The organism is Limnoglobus roseus, assembly GCF_008254045.1.
Taxonomy (GTDB): Bacteria; Planctomycetota; Planctomycetia; order Gemmatales; family Gemmataceae; genus Limnoglobus; species Limnoglobus roseus.
The window spans coordinates 8320881-8340493 of the sequence record NZ_CP042425.1 but is presented as its reverse complement, the minus strand read 5'-3'; the positions used below and the strand labels follow the sequence as shown (position 1 = coordinate 8340493).

Below are 19613 nucleotides of genomic sequence, written 5' to 3'. Positions count from 1 at the left end.
ATTACTTCACGAGCTTGTCGTCGACCTTGTTGTGGTAGAACGCCTCGGCAGGGATCAGTTCTTCGGCCTTGCCGCCGGGGCGGACCCACTTCAGCTTTAACCCGTGGTCGCGGCGGCCTTGGCGGGCGTACTCGTACTCGATCAGGATCGGGACGGGGCGTTCGCCAAAGAGGTAGTGGCTCTCCTTCGTCGAGACGCCCTTGTTAAGCGCCTCGAGGATTTTCTTCTGATCGGGCTTGGCCCCGAGGGTCACGCGGACGGTGTCCCCCGTCTCGGCGACGATTTTGTACCGGCCCGGGGCCGGCGGCACGATGACCCCCGTCCACTTCACTTCCAGGCCGGGCAGGTTCAGGGCCGTGAGGTCCGGCGTGTCGTTAGTGAAGTCCACGACGTAATCCACGACGCCTTTGATCTTCCGGCCGCGCGGCACGAACTGCTCGGCGATCAGGCCCGGCCAGTAGTCGACTTGGCCGGCCATGAACCGCAGGCCCTTCTCGGCCCCGGCCCGCTCCAGGCCGCCCTTCCCCGCGATGAGCGCCTTCGCGTACCAGAATTTCGCCCGATTCATCACCGCCGGCCGGTCCGCGTCCGGCACCTTCTGCGCGTACTCTTTCCACAGGTCGCCGCGCTTCAAGTCGGGCGTGTCGGTGTCGGTCGCGGCTTGCAGTTCCATCTCGGCGAGTTTCTTCAGGTCGGCGTCGGCCCCGACCGCGAGCATCTTGAAGGCGTCCTCCCACCGGCCCTGGGCGAACGCCCGGAAGCGGCCGACCTGACTGTTCGCGTCCTTGTCCTCGGGCGTCGCCTTCAACTTCTCGGCCGCGGCCTTCACGCCCTCGAAGGCGTCCTTCAGCTTGCGGAGCTGCGTCAGCCGGGTGTCCAACTCCTTCTGCGCCGCCCCCGCGCCGGCCCGCTTGTAGGCCGTTGTCGCAATCGTGCCGAGCGTCACCGCCTTCTCGTACTCGTCCCGCTCGGCCGCCTCTTCGACGAGTTCCTGGACCGCCTCGGCAGTTGCCTTCAGCGTCTGGGTGTTGGTCGTGCCGGCGGCAATCTTCTCCAAGGCGGCGAGCTTCATCGCGAAGCCGTCCACCTCGAAGATTTCGTTGAGCGAATCGACGGCCCGCACCGCGAGGCCGGTGTCAAAAACCTCCGTGCCGATAGCGGCGGCGTCCTTCAGCATGAAGAACTGGGCCGCGGCGTCCTTGGCCGTCTCCTTCGCGTCGGTGTAGAGCCGCTCGCCGAATTTCTTGCGGTCGGCGGGGAGTTTTTTGGCGTACTCGGCGGCGTAGGTGTCCTTCACCGTCTTCTCGGCCGCCGCTAGTGCCGCCGCGTCGGGCACCGGCAACCGCTTCGGCCCGGCCATCGCGACGGGCGGTTCGGTCGCCGTCATGCCGCCGATGCCGGTGCGGTAGAGCGTCGCCCCAGTGCTGAACCCGAAGACGACCGTCTCGCCGCCGGGGCCGGAGACGGGCGTCATATTCCCGCCGACGGCCTTCGGCGTCACGCTCGCGATCGACTTGCCGGTCATCGCGTCGTACAGCGTCAGCCGTCCTTCGTCGGACACGCCCACCCGCGTGCCGTCGCCGACGAACCGCAGGTGGGCGTCGTTGCCCATCGCGGCGGTGGTGATGACGGCGGGGTTCTGCCAGTCGGCGAACGCGACGATAGTGAACTTTGTGCCGGTGTTGTCCATGCCGCGGGACCGCAGGGCGACGGCCTTCGCGTCCGGGGCGGCGTCCTCGACGACCAGTTCGGGCATGTCGTCGAACCCGCCCGGCCGCAGCCATTTGGACGCCGGGCGGTTGGCCACGACGAAGGTGAACACCTTCTTGCCGCACCCGGCAATGATCTGCTCGCCGTCGGAACTCGGGAATGCGTTCACGGCCGGCATGTCGGGGAAATAAGTGTAGAAAGACTTGCCGGCTTTCAGGTCGAAGAGGGCGAGGTGCCCGTTCGCCTTCACGACGGTTGCCAGGGTGCCGTTTGCCGACACGTTCACGTGCTTCGGGATTTCGTCCGGCGAGACGACGACCACCCCGGGGCCGGTGAGCTTGCCCGTCTGCGGGTCGACGACGTGCAATTCGACCTTCTTGTCCTTGCGAACCTCGACGACCAACTCGCCGCCGGCCGTCGCCCAGATTTGCCGGACCTGGCCGCCGGGGGTGTAAGGGTTCGTCACCTTCTTGGCGGCGACGTCTGCCGGGTAGACGGTCATGTCGGTGGAGAAGAACACAATCTTCCCGGTGCGATTGACGGCCCGGCGGCGGGAAACGTCGACACCGAAATCAACGGAGGAGAGCGAGTCGAGTTCCGTTAAACGGCTGGCAACCCCAGAGCCGGTGTCGCTCGAAGTGCCGGTCGGGGCCGGGTCCACGGCGAAGCTCACCAGTTGCAGGGTCGTGCCGGGTCCGGCCACGACGGCCTGCTGCCCGTCGGCACTCAACGTCAGACTGTGGACCGAGGCGGGTTGCAACTTCACCGTTGCGGCCGGGGTCCAGTCGGCCGTCTTCCAGAGGGTGATGCCGGTCCCCTGGGGGACGGCCAAATAAGTGCCGTCGCCACTGAAACTGGCGGACAGAGTGTTCGCCCCGGGGATTGTTTTGATGACTTCCCCCGACTCGGTGTTGATGACGTGAACGATGCCCGGGATGGCCGTGCCCCGTCGCTGGAAAACGGCCGCGAGCTTTCGGGCGGGCGACCAGGACGCGAGGATCGACGCGCCTTCGAGTTTAATCGGGATCTCGACTACGGTCTTCCCGCCGGGCAGGGCCGTCGTGCGGAAGAGGTTCCCCTGCACAATGGTCAGCACGGCCGATCCGTCGGCGGCGATGGCCGTCCCAGGTTGGCCGGTCGTCGGATTGGCTGCGGTGATCGGCACGACCTCCCGGCCGGTTTCCAGATCCATCACGCTGCCCGCACCCTGATTTTTCAGGATGACGACATACCGACCCTTTTGGTCGGCCAGCACCCCGGACGGCGGCACGGCTTCCGCACGCGGAGCGCGACTGACCGGCTTCGCCGTCGCGGCGTCCCAGATCGTCACGACCGGCTCGGCCGACGCGACGGACCCGATGCGACCGCCGGGCATGGCGAAGGCCTGGACGTTCGACCCCGGCGAGTGGTCGCGGAACGTCGAAACTCTCGCCCCCGTCTTGGCGTCGAAAACGTGAACCACGCCCTGACCGACGGGGGCGGCAAAGACCTTCGTCCCGTCAGACGTGAATGTCGCTGACTGGACGCGATCGGCAGGCCGATCCCCGGCGGGAACGCTCCAGACGACCTTGCCGGTGTCCGCCGCGACTGGGGGCGTCGGCTTCACCGCCGGCGGTTGGACGGGCGGATTGACCGGGATGGGATTGACGGGGGGCGGTTCGACCGGCGGGTTCACCGCAGGAGGGTCGACAGGAGTGGAAGCGGGCGCCGGGGTTTCGTCCGGGTTCTTCTCGACCACCTCGGGCTGTTTCTTCTTGCCCGCGAACATCACCGTGGCCCCGACGATGCTGCCGAGGATGACCACGCCGGCGAGGGTCGCGGTAATCAGGTTCGACTTGTTTGACCGCTTCCGGCGGCGCACGCCACCGTCGAAGTCCATCGACTCTTCGTCGCCCTCCGAGTTCAGGTTGAATTGCGGAGCGGGGGCCGGCACCTGCACGCCGGGCGGCATCGCGGGCGGTTGCGGCGGCATCGCCGGGGCGTAACCGGGGGGCGGGCCGTACCCCGGCGGTGGGCCGTAGCCCGGCGGGTATTGCGGCTGCGGTGGCAGAGCCGGCATCGGTGCGGAACCCGGCGGCAAACCGGGTTCCGCACCGGCCGGCGTCCCTCCCATGGGGACGCCCAGAATGGCCGCGGCTTGCCGTTCCTGGCTCGGCGTCAAGATCGGCGGTTGGCCGCCCGGCATGAGTTGGTCCAACCACGGCGTCTGGTGCAGCGGCTTCGCGCAACTCAACGCGAGGTGGCCTACGAGGCCGACGGTGAACGGGTCGCCCGTCTCCCACAGTTCCCGCATCAGCTTCGACTGGCCGGGATTCTGGAAGTCCCGCTCGACGAAGAGCAGGTTGTCGCCGTTGTCGTAGCGGTCCCAGAGCGCCTTGCCGCCGACGAGGAGGCCGCGAAGGGCCGTCGCGACGACGAGGTGCGGGAAGCGGTCGAGGTCGGCCGAATACACGCCGGCCGCAACGCGCTCCGGGTGCTGGTAGCTGGCGTGGCCGGCTTCCCCGGAGGGCTGGTTCGCCAGGGCCGGGACGAACATGCCGTCGTAGTCCACGAGCTTCAAACCGAGGGAGTTACCGCCGGCCGGCACGAGCAGCACGTTGCCGTGCTGGATGTCGCCGTGGGCCATGCCCGTCTCGCGCAACCGCCGGCAGAGGCGGACCCACAGCGAGAGCATGTTTTCGAGAATCGTCGATCGGTTGAGGTTGTCGCGGACGAAGGCGTTGATCGGGAAGCCGTCCACCCACTGCATCTTGACGATCGGGTACCACTGGCCGCGGATGCGGATGCCCTGCGGCAGAAACTTGAAGCCGACGTTGAACGGCAGGTTCGCGTTGGCGAGGTGCTCGCTGACGGCGGCGTACCGGGCGTCGAGGCCGGTGGACGTCGGCCGGGTGAAGCACTTCACGGCCCACTTCTGGCCGTTGGCCGATGTGACCTGGTACACGTCGGCGTAGTTGCCCGACCGCGGCACTGGCATGCCCATCGCATTCGTGGTCACAGTCCCGGACTTCAGGTCCGGGTCGCCGAACGCGGTCCCCGGGTTCTGGACGGCTTCGTTGAAGTCCTGCGAGATCGGCCAACTCATGGGGAGTCCTGTTCGTGTTCGCCGGGGCTGAGAGTGATTCTCATGGCCGTCGAATCGTCGTTTCGCATCATCTTCGCATCCCGGAGCGATTTTATCCAGAAGGCAAATGCCGCGGGAGGGAGTGACGAAGTCGTTACCCGATCTAACTCGGTCCACGGCGTGCCGTTGGCTTCGCGGGTTTTCAGAAACCACTCGGCGACGGCATCCGTTAGAAGGTAAAACACGTCCCCGAGTTCCGCACGTCCGGCAAACCATTCCGCTTCCGGCACCGCCGGCACGTCCACGGAGCCGATCAGCCGCGGCCGGTTCGAGAAGTCCGCCACCGATTCAACGGGGAATTTCGCGAGAAGTTTCGCCCCGCGGACCTGGAACAGGCAAGAATCGCCGACGGCCAGCGCCCGCCACTTGATGCCACCATCTTTGGTTTCCTCGAACGTCACTCCGATGAGTGTGGAGAACGCCCCGAGGGCTTGCTTCTCCTCGGCGTACCACGATTTCGATTCCGACCGCGGGGCCTGTTCACGGACGGTGGCCACCCAACTCTCGAAAGTCGTCGGCTCCGGCAGAGTCTTGGCGTAGGCCGTCGCGATCACCTTCGCCCACGGTCCCGACTGCCAGCCTTCCGACGCGCCATCGGCGACGGCCGCCCGCCGCAACTTCGGCGCGACCGCGGCCGCGTCTTCGTTCTGCGCGTCAGTGTTGCCAGCTTTGGGCGTGGTACGCACGACGATGTCTAGTGAGAATGCCATGACCTTTTCCATGTGGCCGCCAATTTGGCGCGACCGCCTTGTATCAGCCAACGGCCCGCGCACGTTATGGCGACGATCCCGGTAAGCATCCACGCCACCGCCGACGCGACGAACAGCGGCACGCTGATCCCTAGGTGGTAATTTTCGTATGCCGTCTGTTCCGATGTCGCCTCAGGGTACGGTACTAAGACTCCAGTTGTCACCCCGTGGGCGAGGAAAGCACCCGACGACAGTACGGCGAGAATGAGCAATCCGACCGTGCATTTCAGCACCTGAAGCCCTCAACCGACTACCGCAAGCCCGTTGTAATCCGCGTGCCGATGTCGAGGAACCGCACAACTGCAACCAAGTCGGCGTTGAACACCACGCCCCGCGCCCCAGCGTTGACGGGGAAGCCGTCAGCCTTCGCGGCCTGCACCAACTTCGGCGGCAGGATACTCGACATCCGGAAAAGCAGTTTCGAGTACGTGTCCAGCAACAGGCTCTCATCGTCGATGAAGTAGATCGGCGGTTTCGGCTCGGCCGAGAGCAGCAGGTTGAAGACCAGCACTGGGCCGTCGGACCCGCCCACCTTTTTGAGTCGGTTGGCCACGGGCAGGGGGTTCGCGTCGCTCGGCTTGCCGTCGGTGATGTTCAACACCATCGGCGGGTACGACTCCGGATACGATAGGATGAAACTCGAAATGACGAGTTCCGCCGCCTCGAACGCCCCGTTCATGAGCGTGCGGCCGCGGGCCGTCGGGTCGTACCAGACGGGAAACTTCACGTTCTGCTCGATCGTCCCGCCCTCGCCGTCTTCCACGAGCCGCACGCGGTTCTCGACCCGCAGCGGCTTATCGGCGAGTTTGCTGATCGGCACGAGGACGTCGTCCGGCAGCGAGCCGCCGAGGCCGGCCCGGAGTTCGCCGCCGTAGCCGATGAGGCCGACGTGGAAGTAATCCCGCACGCCGTCGATCTTGGCGCACTTCAGAACCATATTCTGAATGAGCCGGTTGACGGCATCGGCCACGCCCTCGCTCTTGAGCTTGTCCGGCTGCCCGGCGAACGGCTCGTCCATCGACTTCGACTGGTCGATGAGGATGAGGACGCACGCCGGGTTCGTCCGGCTGATTTCGGCAGAGTAGGGCATGAGCGACACTCGCGATGATCGGGATACCATGAGTCTACCGCCAACCGTCGGCGGCGGGTATGGAAACTCGACGGAACCCCGCGGCTGACAAGGAGTCCGAATGGCAGGCATGGTCAACACCCACGGCGGGCCGAGCGAGGCACTGCCGGGGGCGGGGCGGGCGCTGGCGTTACTCTTCATCATCAATCTCTTCAACTACATCGACCGGCAAGTGCTCTCGGCCGTGCTGCCGCGGTTGCAACTGGACGCGAACCTGTTCGACCCGGCCGACCCGTGGTTGCAGTCCAAACTCGGCTTTTTGACGTCGGTCTTCCTCGTCTCGTACACGCTGCTGTCGCCGGTGTTCGGCTGGTTCGGCAATCGCGGCCGGCGGTGGTGGGTCGTCGGAATTGGCGTCCTCGTCTGGAGCCTCGCGTCGGGCGGGTCGGGGCTGGCCACCGGCTACGTCATGCTCCTGCTGACACGCTGCGCCGTCGGCATCGGCGAGGCCGCCTACGGCCCGGTCGCGCCGTCGATGCTCTCCGACCTTTACCCCGTTTCCCAACGGGGCAAGGTGATGGCTTTGTTCTACCTCGCCATCCCGGTCGGCAGCGCTCTCGGCTTCGTCATCGGCGGGCAGATTGGCGAACACTTCGGCTGGCGAACCGCCTTCCTGGTGACGTTCATCGGCTGGTTTCTCGGTTGGCAGTGCTTCTTCATGCCGGAACCGCCGCAACCGAACCGAGTCGATGAGACGCCGCCGAGTTACCTTCGGGTGTTGGCGGAGTTGAAGACCATTCGCTCGTTCGTCATCGGCTGCCTGGGCATGACCTGCACGACGTTCGTCCTCGGCGGCGTGGCCGCGTGGGCACCGACCTACATCTTCCAGCGCGAGGCCCGGTTCGCTGTGACGGACAAGACGTTCGAGACGTTGGCAGAAGAGCGGACGAGCGACGACCGCCCCGTCGTACCGGACGAGGTCGTTGCGAAGTTGCGGCCCCTGACCGGGATGCCGCAGGTGTCGTTCGCCGAATTCAAGCAGAAACTTCGGGACACCCTCCCCGAAGACCGCCAACGCGCGGGGGATGATTTCAAGCAGTACGGCGACCGCATTTTCACGGCCGCCACCACGCCCGATTCGATCTCGCTCGGCACGGTCAACCTCATCTTCGGCGTGATCGTCGTCGTCTCCGGGTTGGGGGCGACGCTGCTCGGCGGGTGGTTCGGCGAGTACCTCCTCGGGCGGGGCATTCGCGGGGCGTACTTCCACGCGGCCGGGTGGTCGACGATGCTGGCGTTCCCGTTCCTCGTAGGAGCGTTGCTCGTGCCGTTCCCGGTGGCCTGGGGCTTACTGTTCGCCGCGGTGTTCTTCCTGTTCTTCAACACCGGTCCGGCGAACACTCTGTTGGCAAACGTCATGCGGTCCGACATCCGGGCCACGGGGTACGCGATCAACATTCTGGTCATCCACATGCTGGGCGACGTGATCTCGCCGCCGATCATCGGCTTCGTGGCCGACGTGGCGAGTTTGCAGACCGCGTTCCTCGGCACGTCCGTGTTCATCCTCATCGGGGGCACGCTGTGGGTATTCGGGGCGTCGTCGCTGGACGCCGACACGGCGAAGGCGGGGTCGTAGAATCACCGCATGAACTGGACACCCCAGCCCGGCACGCAGGCTCTGATCTTCGACTGCGACGGCACGCTGGCCGACACGATGCCGATCCACTTCCGCGCGTGGACGGCGATGCTGACCCGGCACGGCATCGCGTTCACCGAGAAGCGCTTCTACGAACTCGGCGGGATGCCGACGAACCGCATCATCCGGCTGCTGTCCGAGGAAACCGGCGTGCCGGTGGGCGACGTGGAGGCAATGGTTCTGGCCAAGGAAGGGCACTTTCTGGAACTGCTGCACGAGGTCACCGCGGTGGAAGCAGTCCTCCGAATCGCGGACGCCTACCGCGGCAAGCTGCCGATGGCGGTGGCGAGCGGCGGCTACCGCGACGTGGTGCGGCAGACGCTCGACGCAATCGGCGTGCGGGACTGGTTCGCGACGATCGTCTGTGCGGAAGACACCGCCCGCCACAAACCGGAGCCGGACGTGTTCCTGGAAGCGGCCCGCCGGTTGGGCGTCGAGCCGACGGCGTGCGTGGTGTTCGAGGACACCGACATCGGCCTGGAAGCGGCCCGCCGGGCGGGAATGATGAGCGTGGATGTGCGCGGGTGGTACGTGAGGTAGAAGGCCCCCGGCACGACCGTGCCGGGGCGTTCGCCGCTCGTTACGCCAACAACGCCTTGATGACGCTCGACTTCTCGACGCCCGTCAGCTTTTGGTCCAAACCCTGGTAGCGGTACGTGAACCGCTCGTGGTCCAGCCCGAGCAGGTGCAAGACGGTCGCGTGCCAGTCGTGCAGGTGGACGGGGTCTTTGACGATGTTGTAACTGAAGTCGTCTGTCTCGCCGTGGACGTAGCCGCCCTTGATGCCGCCGCCGGCCATCCACATCGTGAAGCACCGCGGGTGGTGGTCCCGGCCGTAGTTCGTCTTCGACAACCCGCCCTGGCTGTAGATCGTCCGGCCGAACTCGCCGCCCCAGATGACGAGCGTGCTGTCGAGGAGGCCGCGCTGCTTCAAGTCTTGGATGAGCGCGTGGCACGGTTGGTCCACGTCGGTGACTTGGTAGTTCATCCGGCCTGTAAGGTTGCCGTGGTGGTCCCAGTTGTTGTGGTACACCTGAACGAACCGCACGCCCTTCTCGACCAGCTTGCGGGCCATGAGGGCCGTGTTCGCGAAGCTGCCGGGCTTCTTCACGTCGGGACCGTACATCTCCAGTGTCTTCGCCGTCTCCTTGTTCAAGTCGGTCAGGTCCGGGACGCTCGCCTGCATGCGGAAGGCCATCTCGTACTGGCTGATCCGCGTCTGCGTTTCCGGGTCGTTGAGTTGCTCGTGGTTGATCTCGTTGAGCTTCTTCAGCCCGTCGAGCGTCTTACGGCGGACGTCGGACGATACGCCCGGCGGGTTGTTGATGAACAGGATCGGATCGCCCTTCGACCGGAACGACACGCCGGCGTGTTCGCCCGACAGGTAGCCGCTCTGCCAGAGGCGGGCCGAGATGGCCTGAATCTGTTCCTGATTCGTCGGCGTGGCGACCATGACCACGAACGTCGGCAGGTTCTGGTTCAAGCTGCCGAGGCCGTAGCTCATCCACGCCCCGAGGCACGGCCGCCCGGTGACCTGGTTGCCGGTCTGGATGTACGTGATGGCCGGCTCGTGATTGATGGCCTCGGTGTGCATCGACTTGATGATGCACATGTCGTCGGCCATCTTCGGCTTCCACTTCCAGATGTCGCTGAACCACGCGCCGCCCTTGCCGTGCTGGGCGAACTTGTACTTCGACGGCGCGATCGGGAACCGCTTTTGCCCGCTGGTCATCGTCGTGAGCCGTTGACCATTGCGGATGCTTTCGGGGAGATCCTTGTCGTAGAACTCCTCCATTTTCGGCTTATAGTCGAACAGGTCCATCTGGGACGGTCCGCCAACCATGTGCAGGTAGATGACGTTCTTGCACTTCGCCGAGAAGTGCGTCTCCGGCAGGGCCGCCCCGATGCCGGTCTTCGTCCCGCCCCGTGGTGCGGGGGCCGCCGCGGACGCGCCGAGCGACGCGAGGGCGGCGGTGCCGAGGCCGAACCCGGCGGAACGGAAGAACTGCCGGCGGGTTTCCTGGCGGGCATATTCCTGGAACAGCGACTCGTTCGTGAGAGCTTGGTCGAGCGGGTGCATGGGGTTACTCCGAGGGAAGGAGAGTCTTGTAAGTGTGACCGTCAAAGCCCACCCGCCGCGACGGGTGGGCTTTCGCCCGAAGCAGTCTATTTGTTCAGCACCTCGTCTAGATTCAGCAACTCGTTGCTCACCATCGTCCACGCGGCAAGTTCCGCCACGGGAAACGCCGCATCGGCCTTGCGCTCGCCGAAGCTGATGAGCTTCTTCGCCTCGTCCGGCTTTTCCACGAAGTCTTTCTTCAACGCCTCGAACGACTCCCGGACGATCGGCAGTTCCTTCTCGGTCAGTGAGCGCGCGAGCAGTCGTTTCGCGATGAAGTCGATTCGCTCGTCGTCGGTCTTGCCGGCGGCCATCGCGTGTTCGCCGAGGGTGCGGGCGGCTTCCACGAACTGCACGTCGTTGAGCGTCAACAGGGCTTGCAGCGGGGTGTTGGTCCGCTCTCGCTTGACGACGCACGTCTCGCGGTTGGGGGCGTTCAGCACGTCCATGCTCGCCGGCGGGGCGGCCCGCTTCCAGAACGTGTAGAGGCTGCGGCGGTACAGCGCTTCGCCGGTGTCCCGCTGGTAGCGGCGGGTGTTGCTCTCCGGCATCGCCACGGCTTCCCACACGCCGTCCGGTTGGTACGGCTTCACACTCTTGCCGCCGATCTTGCGGACGAGCAGCCCGCTCGCGGCCAGCGCGTAGTCGCGGACCATTTCGGCGTCCATACGGAAACGCGGGCCGCGGCTCAGCCATTTATTCGCCGGGTCTTTCTCCAACTTCTCGGGCGTCGAAACCGCCGCTTGTCGGTAGGCCGACGACATCACCAGCAACTTGAAGAACCGCTTCACGTCCCAGTGCGACTGGAATTCCAGGGCCAGCCAGTCGAGCAGTTCCGGGTGGCTCGGCTGTTCGCCGGTGATGCCGAAGTCGCCGGCCGTGCGGACGAGGCCGGTGCCGAAGAGTTCCTGCCAGAAGCGGTTGACCGTCACGCGGCTCGTCAGCGGGTGTTCGGGGATGAACAGCCACTTGGCGAAGCCGAGGCGGTTCTTCGGGAAGTCGGCCGGGAACGGTGGCAGTGCCTTCGGCGTGAACGGTAGCACTTTGTCCTTCCGTTGGTCGTACTCGCCGCGGTTGAGCACGAACGCTTCCGGCATCGACGGCTTCTCGGCCGAGACGTGCGCGATCGTGCCGCGGGAGCGGATCGCAACTTCCTCCTGTTGCAATCGGGCGACCGTCTGTTCGAGTGCCTGGTACGGTTTGTCCTGGCTGGCCAGCCACCAGTCGTACAGGTCGTTCACCTCCTGCGGTGTCCGCTTGTCGGCGGCCTTTGCGAGAATGTCGGCGACCTGCGTGCCTTTCGCGAGTTGGCCGACCTCGCCGGCCGGCAACTTGCGGCCGTACAACCGCAGGTCGTACACGGAAACGCCGGCCACGCGCTGTTCGGCGTGCCGTTGGCCGATCTTGAACGGCACCGTGTTCTGGGTCGTGCCCTTGAGCGCGTCGGCTTCCACGTCCACGGGTTGGAGGACGCCGTTAATGTAAATCTTGATGCCGCTCGCCTTCCGCGACCCGTCGTAGGTGATGAAGACGTGGTGGAACTCGTTCACCTTGAGCGGGTTCTTGACGGCGACTTTTACGGCGTCCTTCTGCCAGCTGCTGATAATGTGCATGGCCACGCGGTCGGCTTGGAGCCACACGTCCCAACCGCGGTAGCCCTTCTCAGGCGTGTCCATCTTGGCGACGATCGCACCGGTCGTGTTCCGCTTCGAGAGCTTCACCCACGCCCCGACCGAGAACGGTTGCTTCCCGTCGAAGTCACCGACCTCTTTCAACTCCACGGCCGGGCCGCTCTGGAGGACGGTCAGCCCCTTCTGGCCGGGCTTGCCGTTGCCCCAGACGTATCCGCCGCTGTCGAAATCGTGCTTTTCGTCCTTACCGTTCACGGCCACCGTCACTGACTTTCCCTTCCCCTCGGTCAGCTTCGCCAGCACTTGCAACTTGTCGTCGGAGACTTTGCCTGCGACCTCCTCCGGCTTCACGGCCGCGACCCACTTGTCGAAGTCCGGGCGGGCCTCCTTCTTGCGGGCATCAACCTTTGTCCGCGTGTCGGCGAGTTCCTTGGCGATCGCGAGGAACCGCGGCCGGTCTTCCATCTTCGGCACCTGCACGATCGGCGGCGTGTCGGCGACGTTGCCGTCCATCGCGTTCTGCGTGGTGTTGTTGAAGAACGCGGCCATGCTGTAGAAGTCTTTTTGCGTGATCGGGTCGAACTTGTGGTCGTGGCAGACCGCACACCCGGCGGTCAGGCCCATGAACACCTGGTTGACCGTCTCCGTGCGGTCGCGGTTGTAGAGGACGAGGTACTCCTCCGCGATGGACCCGCCCTCGTTGGTGGTGATGTTGTTGCGGTTGAACCCGGTCGCCACCTTCTGGTCGATGGTCGCGTCCGGCAGCAGGTCGCCGGCGAGTTGGTCGATGGTGAACTGGTCGAACTTCTGGTTCTGGTTGAAGGCGTTGATGACCCAGTCGCGGTAGCTCCACATTTCGCGGTAGTTGTCGAAGTGAATGCCGTGCGTGTCGGCGTACCGGGCGGCGTCCAGCCAGTACCGGCCGCGGTGCTCGCCCCAGTGCGGCGACCGCATGAACTTGTCGACGAGCTTCTCGTAGGCGTTCGGCGAGCCGTCCTTCATGAACTCGTCCACGTCGGCCGGGTCGGGCGGCAGGCCGGTCAGGTCGAGCGACAGTCGCCGGGCCAGCGTCCGCTTGTCGGCCTCCGGGGCCATCGTCAGCCCCTTCTTTTCCAGTTCCGCGAGAATGAAGGCGTCGATCGGCGTGCGGACGCGACCGCTGTCCTTCACCGCCGGTACGGGCGGCATCTTCGGTGTGATGAACGACCAGTGGGCTTGGTATTCGGCCCCCTGAGCGATCCACTTTTTGAGAATCTCGATCTGCTCCGGCTTCAGCACCTTGTGCGACGTGGCCGGCGGCATCTTCTCCTTGTCGCTGTCCGGCAGCAGCATCCGCTCGACCATCTTGCTTTCGGCCGGCTTGCCCGGTTCGAATGCTTCGCGTTCGAGGGCGTCTTCCCGCAGGTCGAGCCGCAGGCGGCCCTTGCGGGCGGCGCTGTCCGGCCCGTGGCACGCGAAGCAGTTCTCCGAGATGATCGGCCGGATGTCGCGGTTGTATTCGAGCTTCGGCTCGGCCGCCGTTGCGGACCCGGCTAGCAGCGAGAGTAAGAGGAGGAGTCGCATCGTCATCGTTCCTCGAAGAAATTTCCGCCGCTGACGGACGCGGCTCAATCCGGTTTGTTGTGCCCGAACACCGCGGCCGTCCAGTAATTCTCGCCGGAGGTAATGTGCGTGGCCATCGCGTCGGCCGCGGCCGGGGCGTTCTCGGTGTGCAGGTGGCCGAGCAATATCAGGTGCTCGGCCGCTTCCGCTTCCAGGCGGTGGAACTCGTTACGGGCCGCGACCGCCACCCACGACGCATCCCGGTAGGCCCGGAACAAGAGTTTCAGCCGCTCGATCTCGCGGGCCAGCAGGCGGTTGCCGCACGCGGCGGCGATGGCGTCGTGCAGTTGGCTGTCCAGTTCCTTCGCCTGCCGCACCAGTTGCAAGCCGGGTTGCTGGCCGAGTTTCGTTTGCAGGTCGCGGACCTGTTTGGTGATGTCGGCCCAGGCCTCGGGCTTCACCCGCCCGCACGCGGTTCGCACGGCCTCGCACTCCAGCACGCGGCGAATCTGGCAGACCTCGCGAACATCCTGCTCGGTCATCCGCCGGACGACGGCCCCGCGGTTCGGCAGGAGGTCGATGACGCCAATGCCGGCCAGCGTGATGAGGGCTTCGCGGATCGGCGTCTGGCTGACGCGGTAGTGGTCGGCGAGTTTCTGGCCGATCAGGTGTTGCCCGGCCGCGAGTCGGCCGTTGAACACGTCGGCGAGCATGGTTTGCACGAGGGCTTCACGGCGAAGACCGTGATCCCATTTTACGGTTCCAGTGCGGGGGCGAGTGGCGGACACGGTCGGAGGAGCGTACCGGGTGGGGTGGGTGTACTGGAAGCCTAACGGACTGTTCCGACGGCGGCAAGAGGATTATATAAAATCTCCACCCGTGCCCGTGGGGCGGCCGCCGGGTATACTCGCGTCACCCCTCCCGGAGTCTTCTCAATGCCTCTCCCCAATCGTCGTCAGGTTCTCGCCTCGGCCGCCGTGGCCGGGACCGTCGGCCTTGTCACCGCGAAGGAGTCCACCGTGAAAAACGGCCGCGTCAAACAATCCGTCTGCTCGTGGTGCTTCACCGCCCGCGGCGAGAAGTGGTCGCTCGACAAGGTCTGCGAGGTCACCAAGTCCCTCGGCCTGAACTCGGTGGAACTCCTCGACGCCAAGGACTTCGGTACGCTCCAAAAGCACGGCCTCGTGTGTGCCATCACCTCGAACGGCATGGGCTTCCCCCGCGGCTTCAACAATCTCGCTCACCGCGACGAGTTGGTGACGAAGACGAAGGCTGCCATCGACGCGACCGCGGCGGCGAAGTTCCCGAACGTCATCGGCTTCGTCGGCATGAAGTGGGTAAAGCCCAGTGACCCCAAGAGCGGCGAGATCGCGAAGGACGACGCCTTCAAGAACTGCGTCGAGGGGCTCAAACTCGTCGCCGGGCACGCCGAGAAGGCCGGTGTGAATATCTGCGTCGAACACTTGAACAGCCGCGATGGGTCCGACCCGATGACCGGCCACCCCGGCTATCAGGGCGACGACCTCGACTGGGTCATGAGCATCCTGAAGGCGGTCGGTTCGCCGCGGGTGAAGTTGCTGTTCGACATCTACCACGTGCAGATCATGCACGGCGACCTGATCCGCCGCATCGACGAGTGCAAGGACGCCATCGGCCACGTCCACACGGCCGGCAACCCCGGCCGCGGCGAACTCGACGAGTTGCAGGAGATCAACTACCCGGCCGTGATGAAGAAGCTGTTGGCCGTGAAGTACCCCGGCCACGTCGGGCACGAATTCATCCCGACCCGCAACCCGTCGGAGGGGCTGAAACAGGCCGTGACGCTGTGCGACGTGTAAGCGCGGCGGTTACAGTCGGATGCCGCCGGACACGTCGAACCACGTCCCCGTCACCCACCGGGCGTCATCGCACGCCAAGAGAACGGCGGCGTCGGCAATGTCCTCGACTTCGCCGATCCGCCGTAGGGCTGTCATCGCGATTTCCTGTTTCTCCTCTTCCTTCGTCTTGCCGCTCTTCTCGCTGTTCATGTCGGTCCGCGTCGAGCCGGGTGCCAGCACGTTCACGCGGATGCCCTTCGGCCCGAGTTCCGCCGCCAGCACGCGGGTCATCACGTCGATGGCCCCCTTCGTGGCGCTGTACACGACCGACCCGGGATAGGCCATGCGGCTGATCGCACTGCCGACGTTGATGATGCACCCGCCTTTCGTCATCGCCGCGGCCGCGTGCTGGGCGGCGAGCAGATAGCCGCGGACGTTGAGGTTGAAGTGCTTGTCGATCGACTCGGCCGTCACGTCCGGCAGGAACTCCCGCTGCATGACCGCGGCGTTGTTCACGACGATGTCGAGTGTGCCGAACGCCTTCGCCGTGGCCGCGAACAGGGCGTCGATCTCCTTCGGCTGGCTCATGTCGGCCTTCACCACGACCGCCTCGCCGCCGGCTTTCTTGATCGTGGCCGCGACCTCGTTGGCGTCCTTCTCGCTGCTGGCGTAGTTGACGACGACCTTCGCCCCCTCGGCCGCGAAGCGGGTGGCAATCGCCGCCCCGATCCCGCGGGCCGACCCGGTAACGAGGGCGACCTTGCCGGCCAAACGCTTATCAGACATGGGAAGAACTCCTGGTTGACGGTTGGGCCGGGTTATCTTGCGGGGTCTGCCTTCCCCGTCAACCATCCGCGGCGGTCGTTCGCCAATGCGCCTTGTTCGCATCAGCCGAAGTACGCCCGTCGGCCAGGGCCGTACCGCCGAACACGGGCAGGGCCGGGATACGCGACTCGCCGGTGGCACGTCCCGCAATAAATTCTCCCCCGCCCTGTCACAGAAGAACCCGTCTCCGCGTCCTTGATGTTGTTCCGTGAGGGACAGGGTCGAAGAACGCGGGACGGAACGGGATCGCGGGTTGGGGCCGACTCGACAGGATCACGACATGAACGATTCACCCGAAGCGGACGTTGAGCGATTTCGGTCGAAGCTGTTGGCCGTGGCCTACCGGATGCTCGGGACCGCGGCCGACGCCGAGGACGCGGTGCAGGACGCTTACCTCCGCTACCATCAGCACGCGGCCGAAGTGCAGTCGCCCGAGGGCTGGCTGGTGAAGACGACGACGCGGCTCTGCCTTGACCGCTTGCGGCGGGCCAAGCGGGAAGAGTACGTCGGCCCGTGGCTGCCGGAACCCGTCCCCGAGACGTGGCCGGGGGCGGCGGCCGTGGACCGCGTCGAATTGGCCGAGTCGCTGTCGATGGCGTTCTTGGTGCTGCTCGAAACGCTGTCACCGGTCGAACGGGCCGCGTACCTGCTCCGCGAAGTCTTCGGATACGAGTTCGATGAAATCGGCGATCTGCTCGACAAGTCGCCCGTCAACGTCCGCCAGATCACGGCCCGCGCCAAGAAGCGATTGGGTCGGAAGGAACGGCGGTTCGTGCCCCGCGTCGAACGGGCCGACGACTTGGCCACCCGGTTCTTTGCGGCCTGCCAGGCGGGGGACGCTCCCGCCATCGAGACGCTATTAGCCGAGGACGTGACGCTGTACTCGGACGGCGGCGGGAAGACGTTCGCGGCCCCGAAGCCGGTCCGCGGTGTTCGCAAGGTCGCCAACCTGTTGGCCGTCGTGTTCCGCAAGTTGCAGAAGGTCGGCGATCTTACCGTCACCCTCGTGAACGGCCGCCCAGGCGTCGTCTTCACCGCCGGCGGGAAGGCGGTCGAAGTGTTCTCGTTCGACCCGGTCGGCGACACCGTTGGCTCGGTGTACGTGGTGCTGAATCCCGACAAACTCCGCCGCTGGTCCGCCCCGAACGGCGGCGACGTGGCTCAATCTGGACCCTGGGAGAAGAAATCCGATGGACGCAAGACTCAATTACGCGAAGCTGGCCGCCGAGCCGATTAAGGCGATGTACGCCCTCGGCGCTTACCTCGCCAAGTGCGGCCTGGAACACCCGCTGCTCGAACTGGTGAAGATTCGAGCGTCACAGATCAACGGCTGTGCTTACTGCCTGGACATGCACACACAGGACGCCCGTGCGGCCGGCGAGACCGAGCAACGCATCTACGCCCTGAGCGCGTGGCGGGAGACGCCGTTTTTCACCGACCGCGAGCGGGCAGCTCTTGCCTGGACTGAGGCGGTGACGAACATCGGTGGCGGCGTGTCGGACGAACTCTATCGTGACGCCCTGCGGCAGTTCAGCGAGAAAGAACTGACCGACCTGACGTGGGCCGTGGTTACGATCAATGGCTGGAACCGGCTGGCGATCAGCTTCCGGGCGGTGCCGGGGACGTACAAGCCGCACCTGAAGGCCCAACTGGAAGCCCATCTTACCGGCACGGCCGGCGCGAATTAACGGGAACGACTTGATGAAGATTCACCACCTGAATTGTGGCACGTTGCACGCGCCGCCGAATCCGAAGGCGGCGTGCCATTGCTTGCTCCTTGAAGGGGCCGGTGGACTGGCCTTGGTGGACACCGGGATCGGGCTAGAAGACGTGCGGAACCCGCCGGCGCGAATCGGGCAACCGACCATCGACGCGGCGGGGTTCCAGTTTCACGAAGCCGAAACCGCCGTCCGTCAGATCGAGAAACTCGGCTTCCGGCCAGCGGACGTGAGGCACATCCTGCTGACACACGCCGACCCGGATCACGCCGGAGGGTTGGCCGATTTCCCTGGGGCCGAGGTCCATCTCTCCGAGGAGGAACTCACCGCCGTTACCGGCGGCTCCGTGCGGTATCGGCCGCCGCAATTCACTCACGGCCCGCACTGGCGAACGCACCCACGCGCAACCCGGCGCTGGTTCGGTTTGGAAGCCCGTCCCGTGAACCTGCCTTTCGCCTCGGACGTGTTCCACGTACCGCTGTTCGGGCACACGCTCGGCCACTGCGGTGTGGCGGTCCGGCAGGGCGACCAGTGTTCGCTGCACGTGGGCGATGCCTACTACTTGCGTGCGGAACTGGAGACGGACGACCACCCGGTTTCGAGGTTGGCCGCGTTGAGGGCGGATGACAACGCCCAGCGGATGGCGAATTTAGACCATCTTCGGCGGTTGGCCCGCGACCACGCCGGCGAGATTTCACTGTTCGGCTACCACGACTTCACGGAATTCCCGCATTGACCGCGGGATCACTTCGTTGCTTCGATCAGCTTCACCCGCCGCTTGTCCCGGCCCTCCAACGGTTGGCCGACTGTGACCACCAGTGAGCCGTCCTTCGCCGCCGTGGCGGCGTAGTCGGGCACGCCCTTCGGATAGACTGCTTCCGCGGTCACGGTCTTGGCGGCCGCCCCGTTCACGACCGGTGGGCCGAAGGTGATCGTCAGCTTGGGGATGTCGGCCACCGGCTTGCGGCGGCCGTAGATCTCCACGAAGTTCGCGACCTTGCGGTCGAGGCTCAACTTCTCGCCCTTGAACCGCAAGGCACCGACGAAGACGTTCTCGTCCGTCGCGTGCGAGTAGACGAACGCCCCGACCCATGTGTGCGGCTTGCCGTCGATCGTTTCCTGATCCATGCGCGTCAGGCGGTACGTGTACTTCCCCTTCTTCCACGCGAACGGCCGACGGACACTGACGAAGTCCCCCTCGTGCCCGGAACTCTGGAAGAAGCCGCCGTCGGCGGGGCGGATGGCGTCGGTGCTCCGCTCGCCCCACATCGAGAAGAGAAAGCCCGGGCCGAGCGTGCGGAGTTTCGGTTCCTTCTTCGTGTTGCCGTCGGTCTGCGTCTGAAGGCCACCGTAGAACGGCGTCTTGCTCAGGTGGCCGAGGCCGATCGGGGCGATGTAGAGGTTGACCGACGCCGGCACGTCATCGCTGATGGTCACGTCCACCGCCAGGCTCTCGAACGGCGATTCCTGGCCCACGTCCCACCACGTGTCAACGAAGTGCCAGGGCATTGGGGCATACTTCTTCTCGTCCTTCGGCGGGTCGTCGCCGGCCACCATCGGGGTTCCGAGGGCCACGGCAATCAGTGCGAGCAGGAGTGGCGCGGGCTTCATTG

Annotated in this window: 14 protein-coding genes; 6 read left to right on the top strand and 8 right to left on the bottom strand. The window is 65.5% G+C overall.

The annotated features are described in order from the left end of the window. Window position 1 precedes the first annotated feature (1 nt). The 3 genes from PX52LOC_RS35700 to PX52LOC_RS35690 all read right to left on the bottom strand — a co-directional run bounded on the left by PX52LOC_RS35700 (window position 2) and on the right by PX52LOC_RS35690 (window position 6673). Window positions 2–4795: a PQQ-binding-like beta-propeller repeat protein gene (locus tag PX52LOC_RS35700; RefSeq protein ID WP_149114560.1), complete on the bottom strand. Its 4794-nt coding sequence runs from the start codon at window positions 4793–4795 to the stop codon at window positions 2–4. Then, window positions 4792–5544, bottom strand: coding sequence for a protein phosphatase 2C domain-containing protein (locus PX52LOC_RS35695; protein ID WP_168219413.1), 753 nt, complete (start codon window positions 5542–5544; stop codon window positions 4792–4794). Before PX52LOC_RS35695 ends, PX52LOC_RS35700 begins: the two co-directional genes overlap by 4 nt. A 289-nt stretch (window positions 5545–5833) precedes the next feature. After that, entirely contained in the window at window positions 5834–6673 is an 840-nt protein-coding gene (locus PX52LOC_RS35690; protein WP_149114558.1) for a vWA domain-containing protein, read from the bottom strand. Window positions 6674–6782: 109 nt separating this feature from the next. Between PX52LOC_RS35690 and PX52LOC_RS35685 the strand changes: the two genes are divergently transcribed. Together PX52LOC_RS35685 and PX52LOC_RS35680 are read left to right on the top strand one after the other, a co-directional pair. Further along, a complete protein-coding gene (locus PX52LOC_RS35685) occupies window positions 6783–8288 on the top strand; it encodes a spinster family MFS transporter (RefSeq protein WP_168219412.1) in 1506 nt (501 codons plus the stop codon). 9 nt (window positions 8289–8297) lie between these two features. Continuing rightward, on the top strand, window positions 8298–8888 hold the full coding sequence (locus PX52LOC_RS35680) for an HAD family hydrolase (protein ID WP_149114556.1): 591 nt from the start codon (window positions 8298–8300) through the stop codon (window positions 8886–8888). 40 nt (window positions 8889–8928) lie between these two features. Here PX52LOC_RS35680 and PX52LOC_RS35675 read toward each other — a convergent pair whose 3' ends face one another. The 3 genes from PX52LOC_RS35675 to PX52LOC_RS35665 all read right to left on the bottom strand — a co-directional run bounded on the left by PX52LOC_RS35675 (window position 8929) and on the right by PX52LOC_RS35665 (window position 14362). Then, window positions 8929–10428, bottom strand: coding sequence for a DUF1501 domain-containing protein (locus tag PX52LOC_RS35675; RefSeq protein WP_149114555.1), 1500 nt, complete (start codon window positions 10426–10428; stop codon window positions 8929–8931). Between the two features lie 86 nt (window positions 10429–10514). Further along, window positions 10515–13667, bottom strand: a complete 3153-nt coding sequence (locus tag PX52LOC_RS35670) for a DUF1553 domain-containing protein (protein ID WP_149114554.1) — start codon at window positions 13665–13667, stop codon at window positions 10515–10517. Between the two features lie 38 nt (window positions 13668–13705). Further along, window positions 13706–14362, bottom strand: a complete 657-nt coding sequence (locus PX52LOC_RS35665) for a GntR family transcriptional regulator (RefSeq protein WP_261345047.1) — start codon at window positions 14360–14362, stop codon at window positions 13706–13708. A gap of 213 nt (window positions 14363–14575) precedes the next feature. Between PX52LOC_RS35665 and PX52LOC_RS35660 the strand changes: the two genes are divergently transcribed. After that, window positions 14576–15478 (top strand): TIM barrel protein, encoded by a 903-nt coding sequence (locus PX52LOC_RS35660; protein ID WP_149114553.1) that lies wholly within the window; start codon window positions 14576–14578, stop codon window positions 15476–15478. A 9-nt stretch (window positions 15479–15487) separates the two neighbouring features. On the opposite strand, the gene PX52LOC_RS35655 is transcribed toward PX52LOC_RS35660, so the two are convergent. Further along, complete coding sequence (locus tag PX52LOC_RS35655) at window positions 15488–16243, bottom strand: SDR family NAD(P)-dependent oxidoreductase (RefSeq protein ID WP_149114552.1); 756 nt, start codon at window positions 16241–16243, stop codon at window positions 15488–15490. 319 nt (window positions 16244–16562) lie between these two features. Here PX52LOC_RS35655 and sigJ point away from each other — a divergent pair, with 319 nt between their 5' ends. From sigJ to PX52LOC_RS35640, 3 genes are read left to right on the top strand one after another with little or no spacing between them, the layout of a single operon-like run. After that, complete coding sequence (sigJ, locus tag PX52LOC_RS35650) at window positions 16563–17519, top strand: RNA polymerase sigma factor SigJ (RefSeq protein WP_149114551.1); 957 nt, start codon at window positions 16563–16565, stop codon at window positions 17517–17519. Then, window positions 17473–17970 carry a carboxymuconolactone decarboxylase family protein gene (locus PX52LOC_RS35645; protein WP_149114550.1) on the top strand — a complete coding sequence of 166 codons (498 nt, stop codon included), beginning with the start codon at window positions 17473–17475 and terminating at the stop codon, window positions 17968–17970. Before sigJ ends, PX52LOC_RS35645 begins: the two co-directional genes overlap by 47 nt. A 13-nt stretch (window positions 17971–17983) precedes the next feature. Further along, window positions 17984–18736, top strand: a complete 753-nt coding sequence (locus PX52LOC_RS35640) for an MBL fold metallo-hydrolase (protein ID WP_246173566.1) — start codon at window positions 17984–17986, stop codon at window positions 18734–18736. 8 nt (window positions 18737–18744) lie between these two features. Here the strand turns inward: PX52LOC_RS35640 and PX52LOC_RS35635 are convergent, their stop codons facing one another. Continuing rightward, complete coding sequence (locus tag PX52LOC_RS35635) at window positions 18745–19611, bottom strand: DUF3472 domain-containing protein (RefSeq protein ID WP_149114548.1); 867 nt, start codon at window positions 19609–19611, stop codon at window positions 18745–18747. Between the last annotated feature and the right edge of the window lie 2 nt (window positions 19612–19613).

Excerpts from the sequence above, each read along its gene's own strand:
- PX52LOC_RS35695 (WP_168219413.1), bottom strand. The coding sequence starts at position 5,544 with ATGGCATTCTCACTAGACATCGTCGTGCGTACCACGCCCAAAGCTGGC.
- PX52LOC_RS35635 (WP_149114548.1), bottom strand. The coding sequence starts at position 19,611 with ATGAAGCCCGCGCCACTCCTGCTCGCACTGATTGCCGTGGCCCTCGGA.
- sigJ (WP_149114551.1), top strand. The coding sequence starts at position 16,563 with ATGAACGATTCACCCGAAGCGGACGTTGAGCGATTTCGGTCGAAGCTG.
- PX52LOC_RS35680 (WP_149114556.1), top strand. The coding sequence starts at position 8,298 with ATGAACTGGACACCCCAGCCCGGCACGCAGGCTCTGATCTTCGACTGC.
- PX52LOC_RS35645 (WP_149114550.1), top strand. The coding sequence starts at position 17,473 with ATGGACGCAAGACTCAATTACGCGAAGCTGGCCGCCGAGCCGATTAAG.
- PX52LOC_RS35655 (WP_149114552.1), bottom strand. The coding sequence starts at position 16,243 with ATGTCTGATAAGCGTTTGGCCGGCAAGGTCGCCCTCGTTACCGGGTCG.
- PX52LOC_RS35670 (WP_149114554.1), bottom strand. The coding sequence starts at position 13,667 with ATGACGATGCGACTCCTCCTCTTACTCTCGCTGCTAGCCGGGTCCGCA.
- PX52LOC_RS35690 (WP_149114558.1), bottom strand. The coding sequence starts at position 6,673 with ATGCCCTACTCTGCCGAAATCAGCCGGACGAACCCGGCGTGCGTCCTC.
- PX52LOC_RS35675 (WP_149114555.1), bottom strand. The coding sequence starts at position 10,428 with ATGCACCCGCTCGACCAAGCTCTCACGAACGAGTCGCTGTTCCAGGAA.
- PX52LOC_RS35700 (WP_149114560.1), bottom strand. The coding sequence starts at position 4,795 with ATGAGTTGGCCGATCTCGCAGGACTTCAACGAAGCCGTCCAGAACCCG.
- PX52LOC_RS35660 (WP_149114553.1), top strand. The coding sequence starts at position 14,576 with ATGCCTCTCCCCAATCGTCGTCAGGTTCTCGCCTCGGCCGCCGTGGCC.
- PX52LOC_RS35685 (WP_168219412.1), top strand. The coding sequence starts at position 6,783 with ATGGTCAACACCCACGGCGGGCCGAGCGAGGCACTGCCGGGGGCGGGG.
- PX52LOC_RS35640 (WP_246173566.1), top strand. The coding sequence starts at position 17,984 with ATGAAGATTCACCACCTGAATTGTGGCACGTTGCACGCGCCGCCGAAT.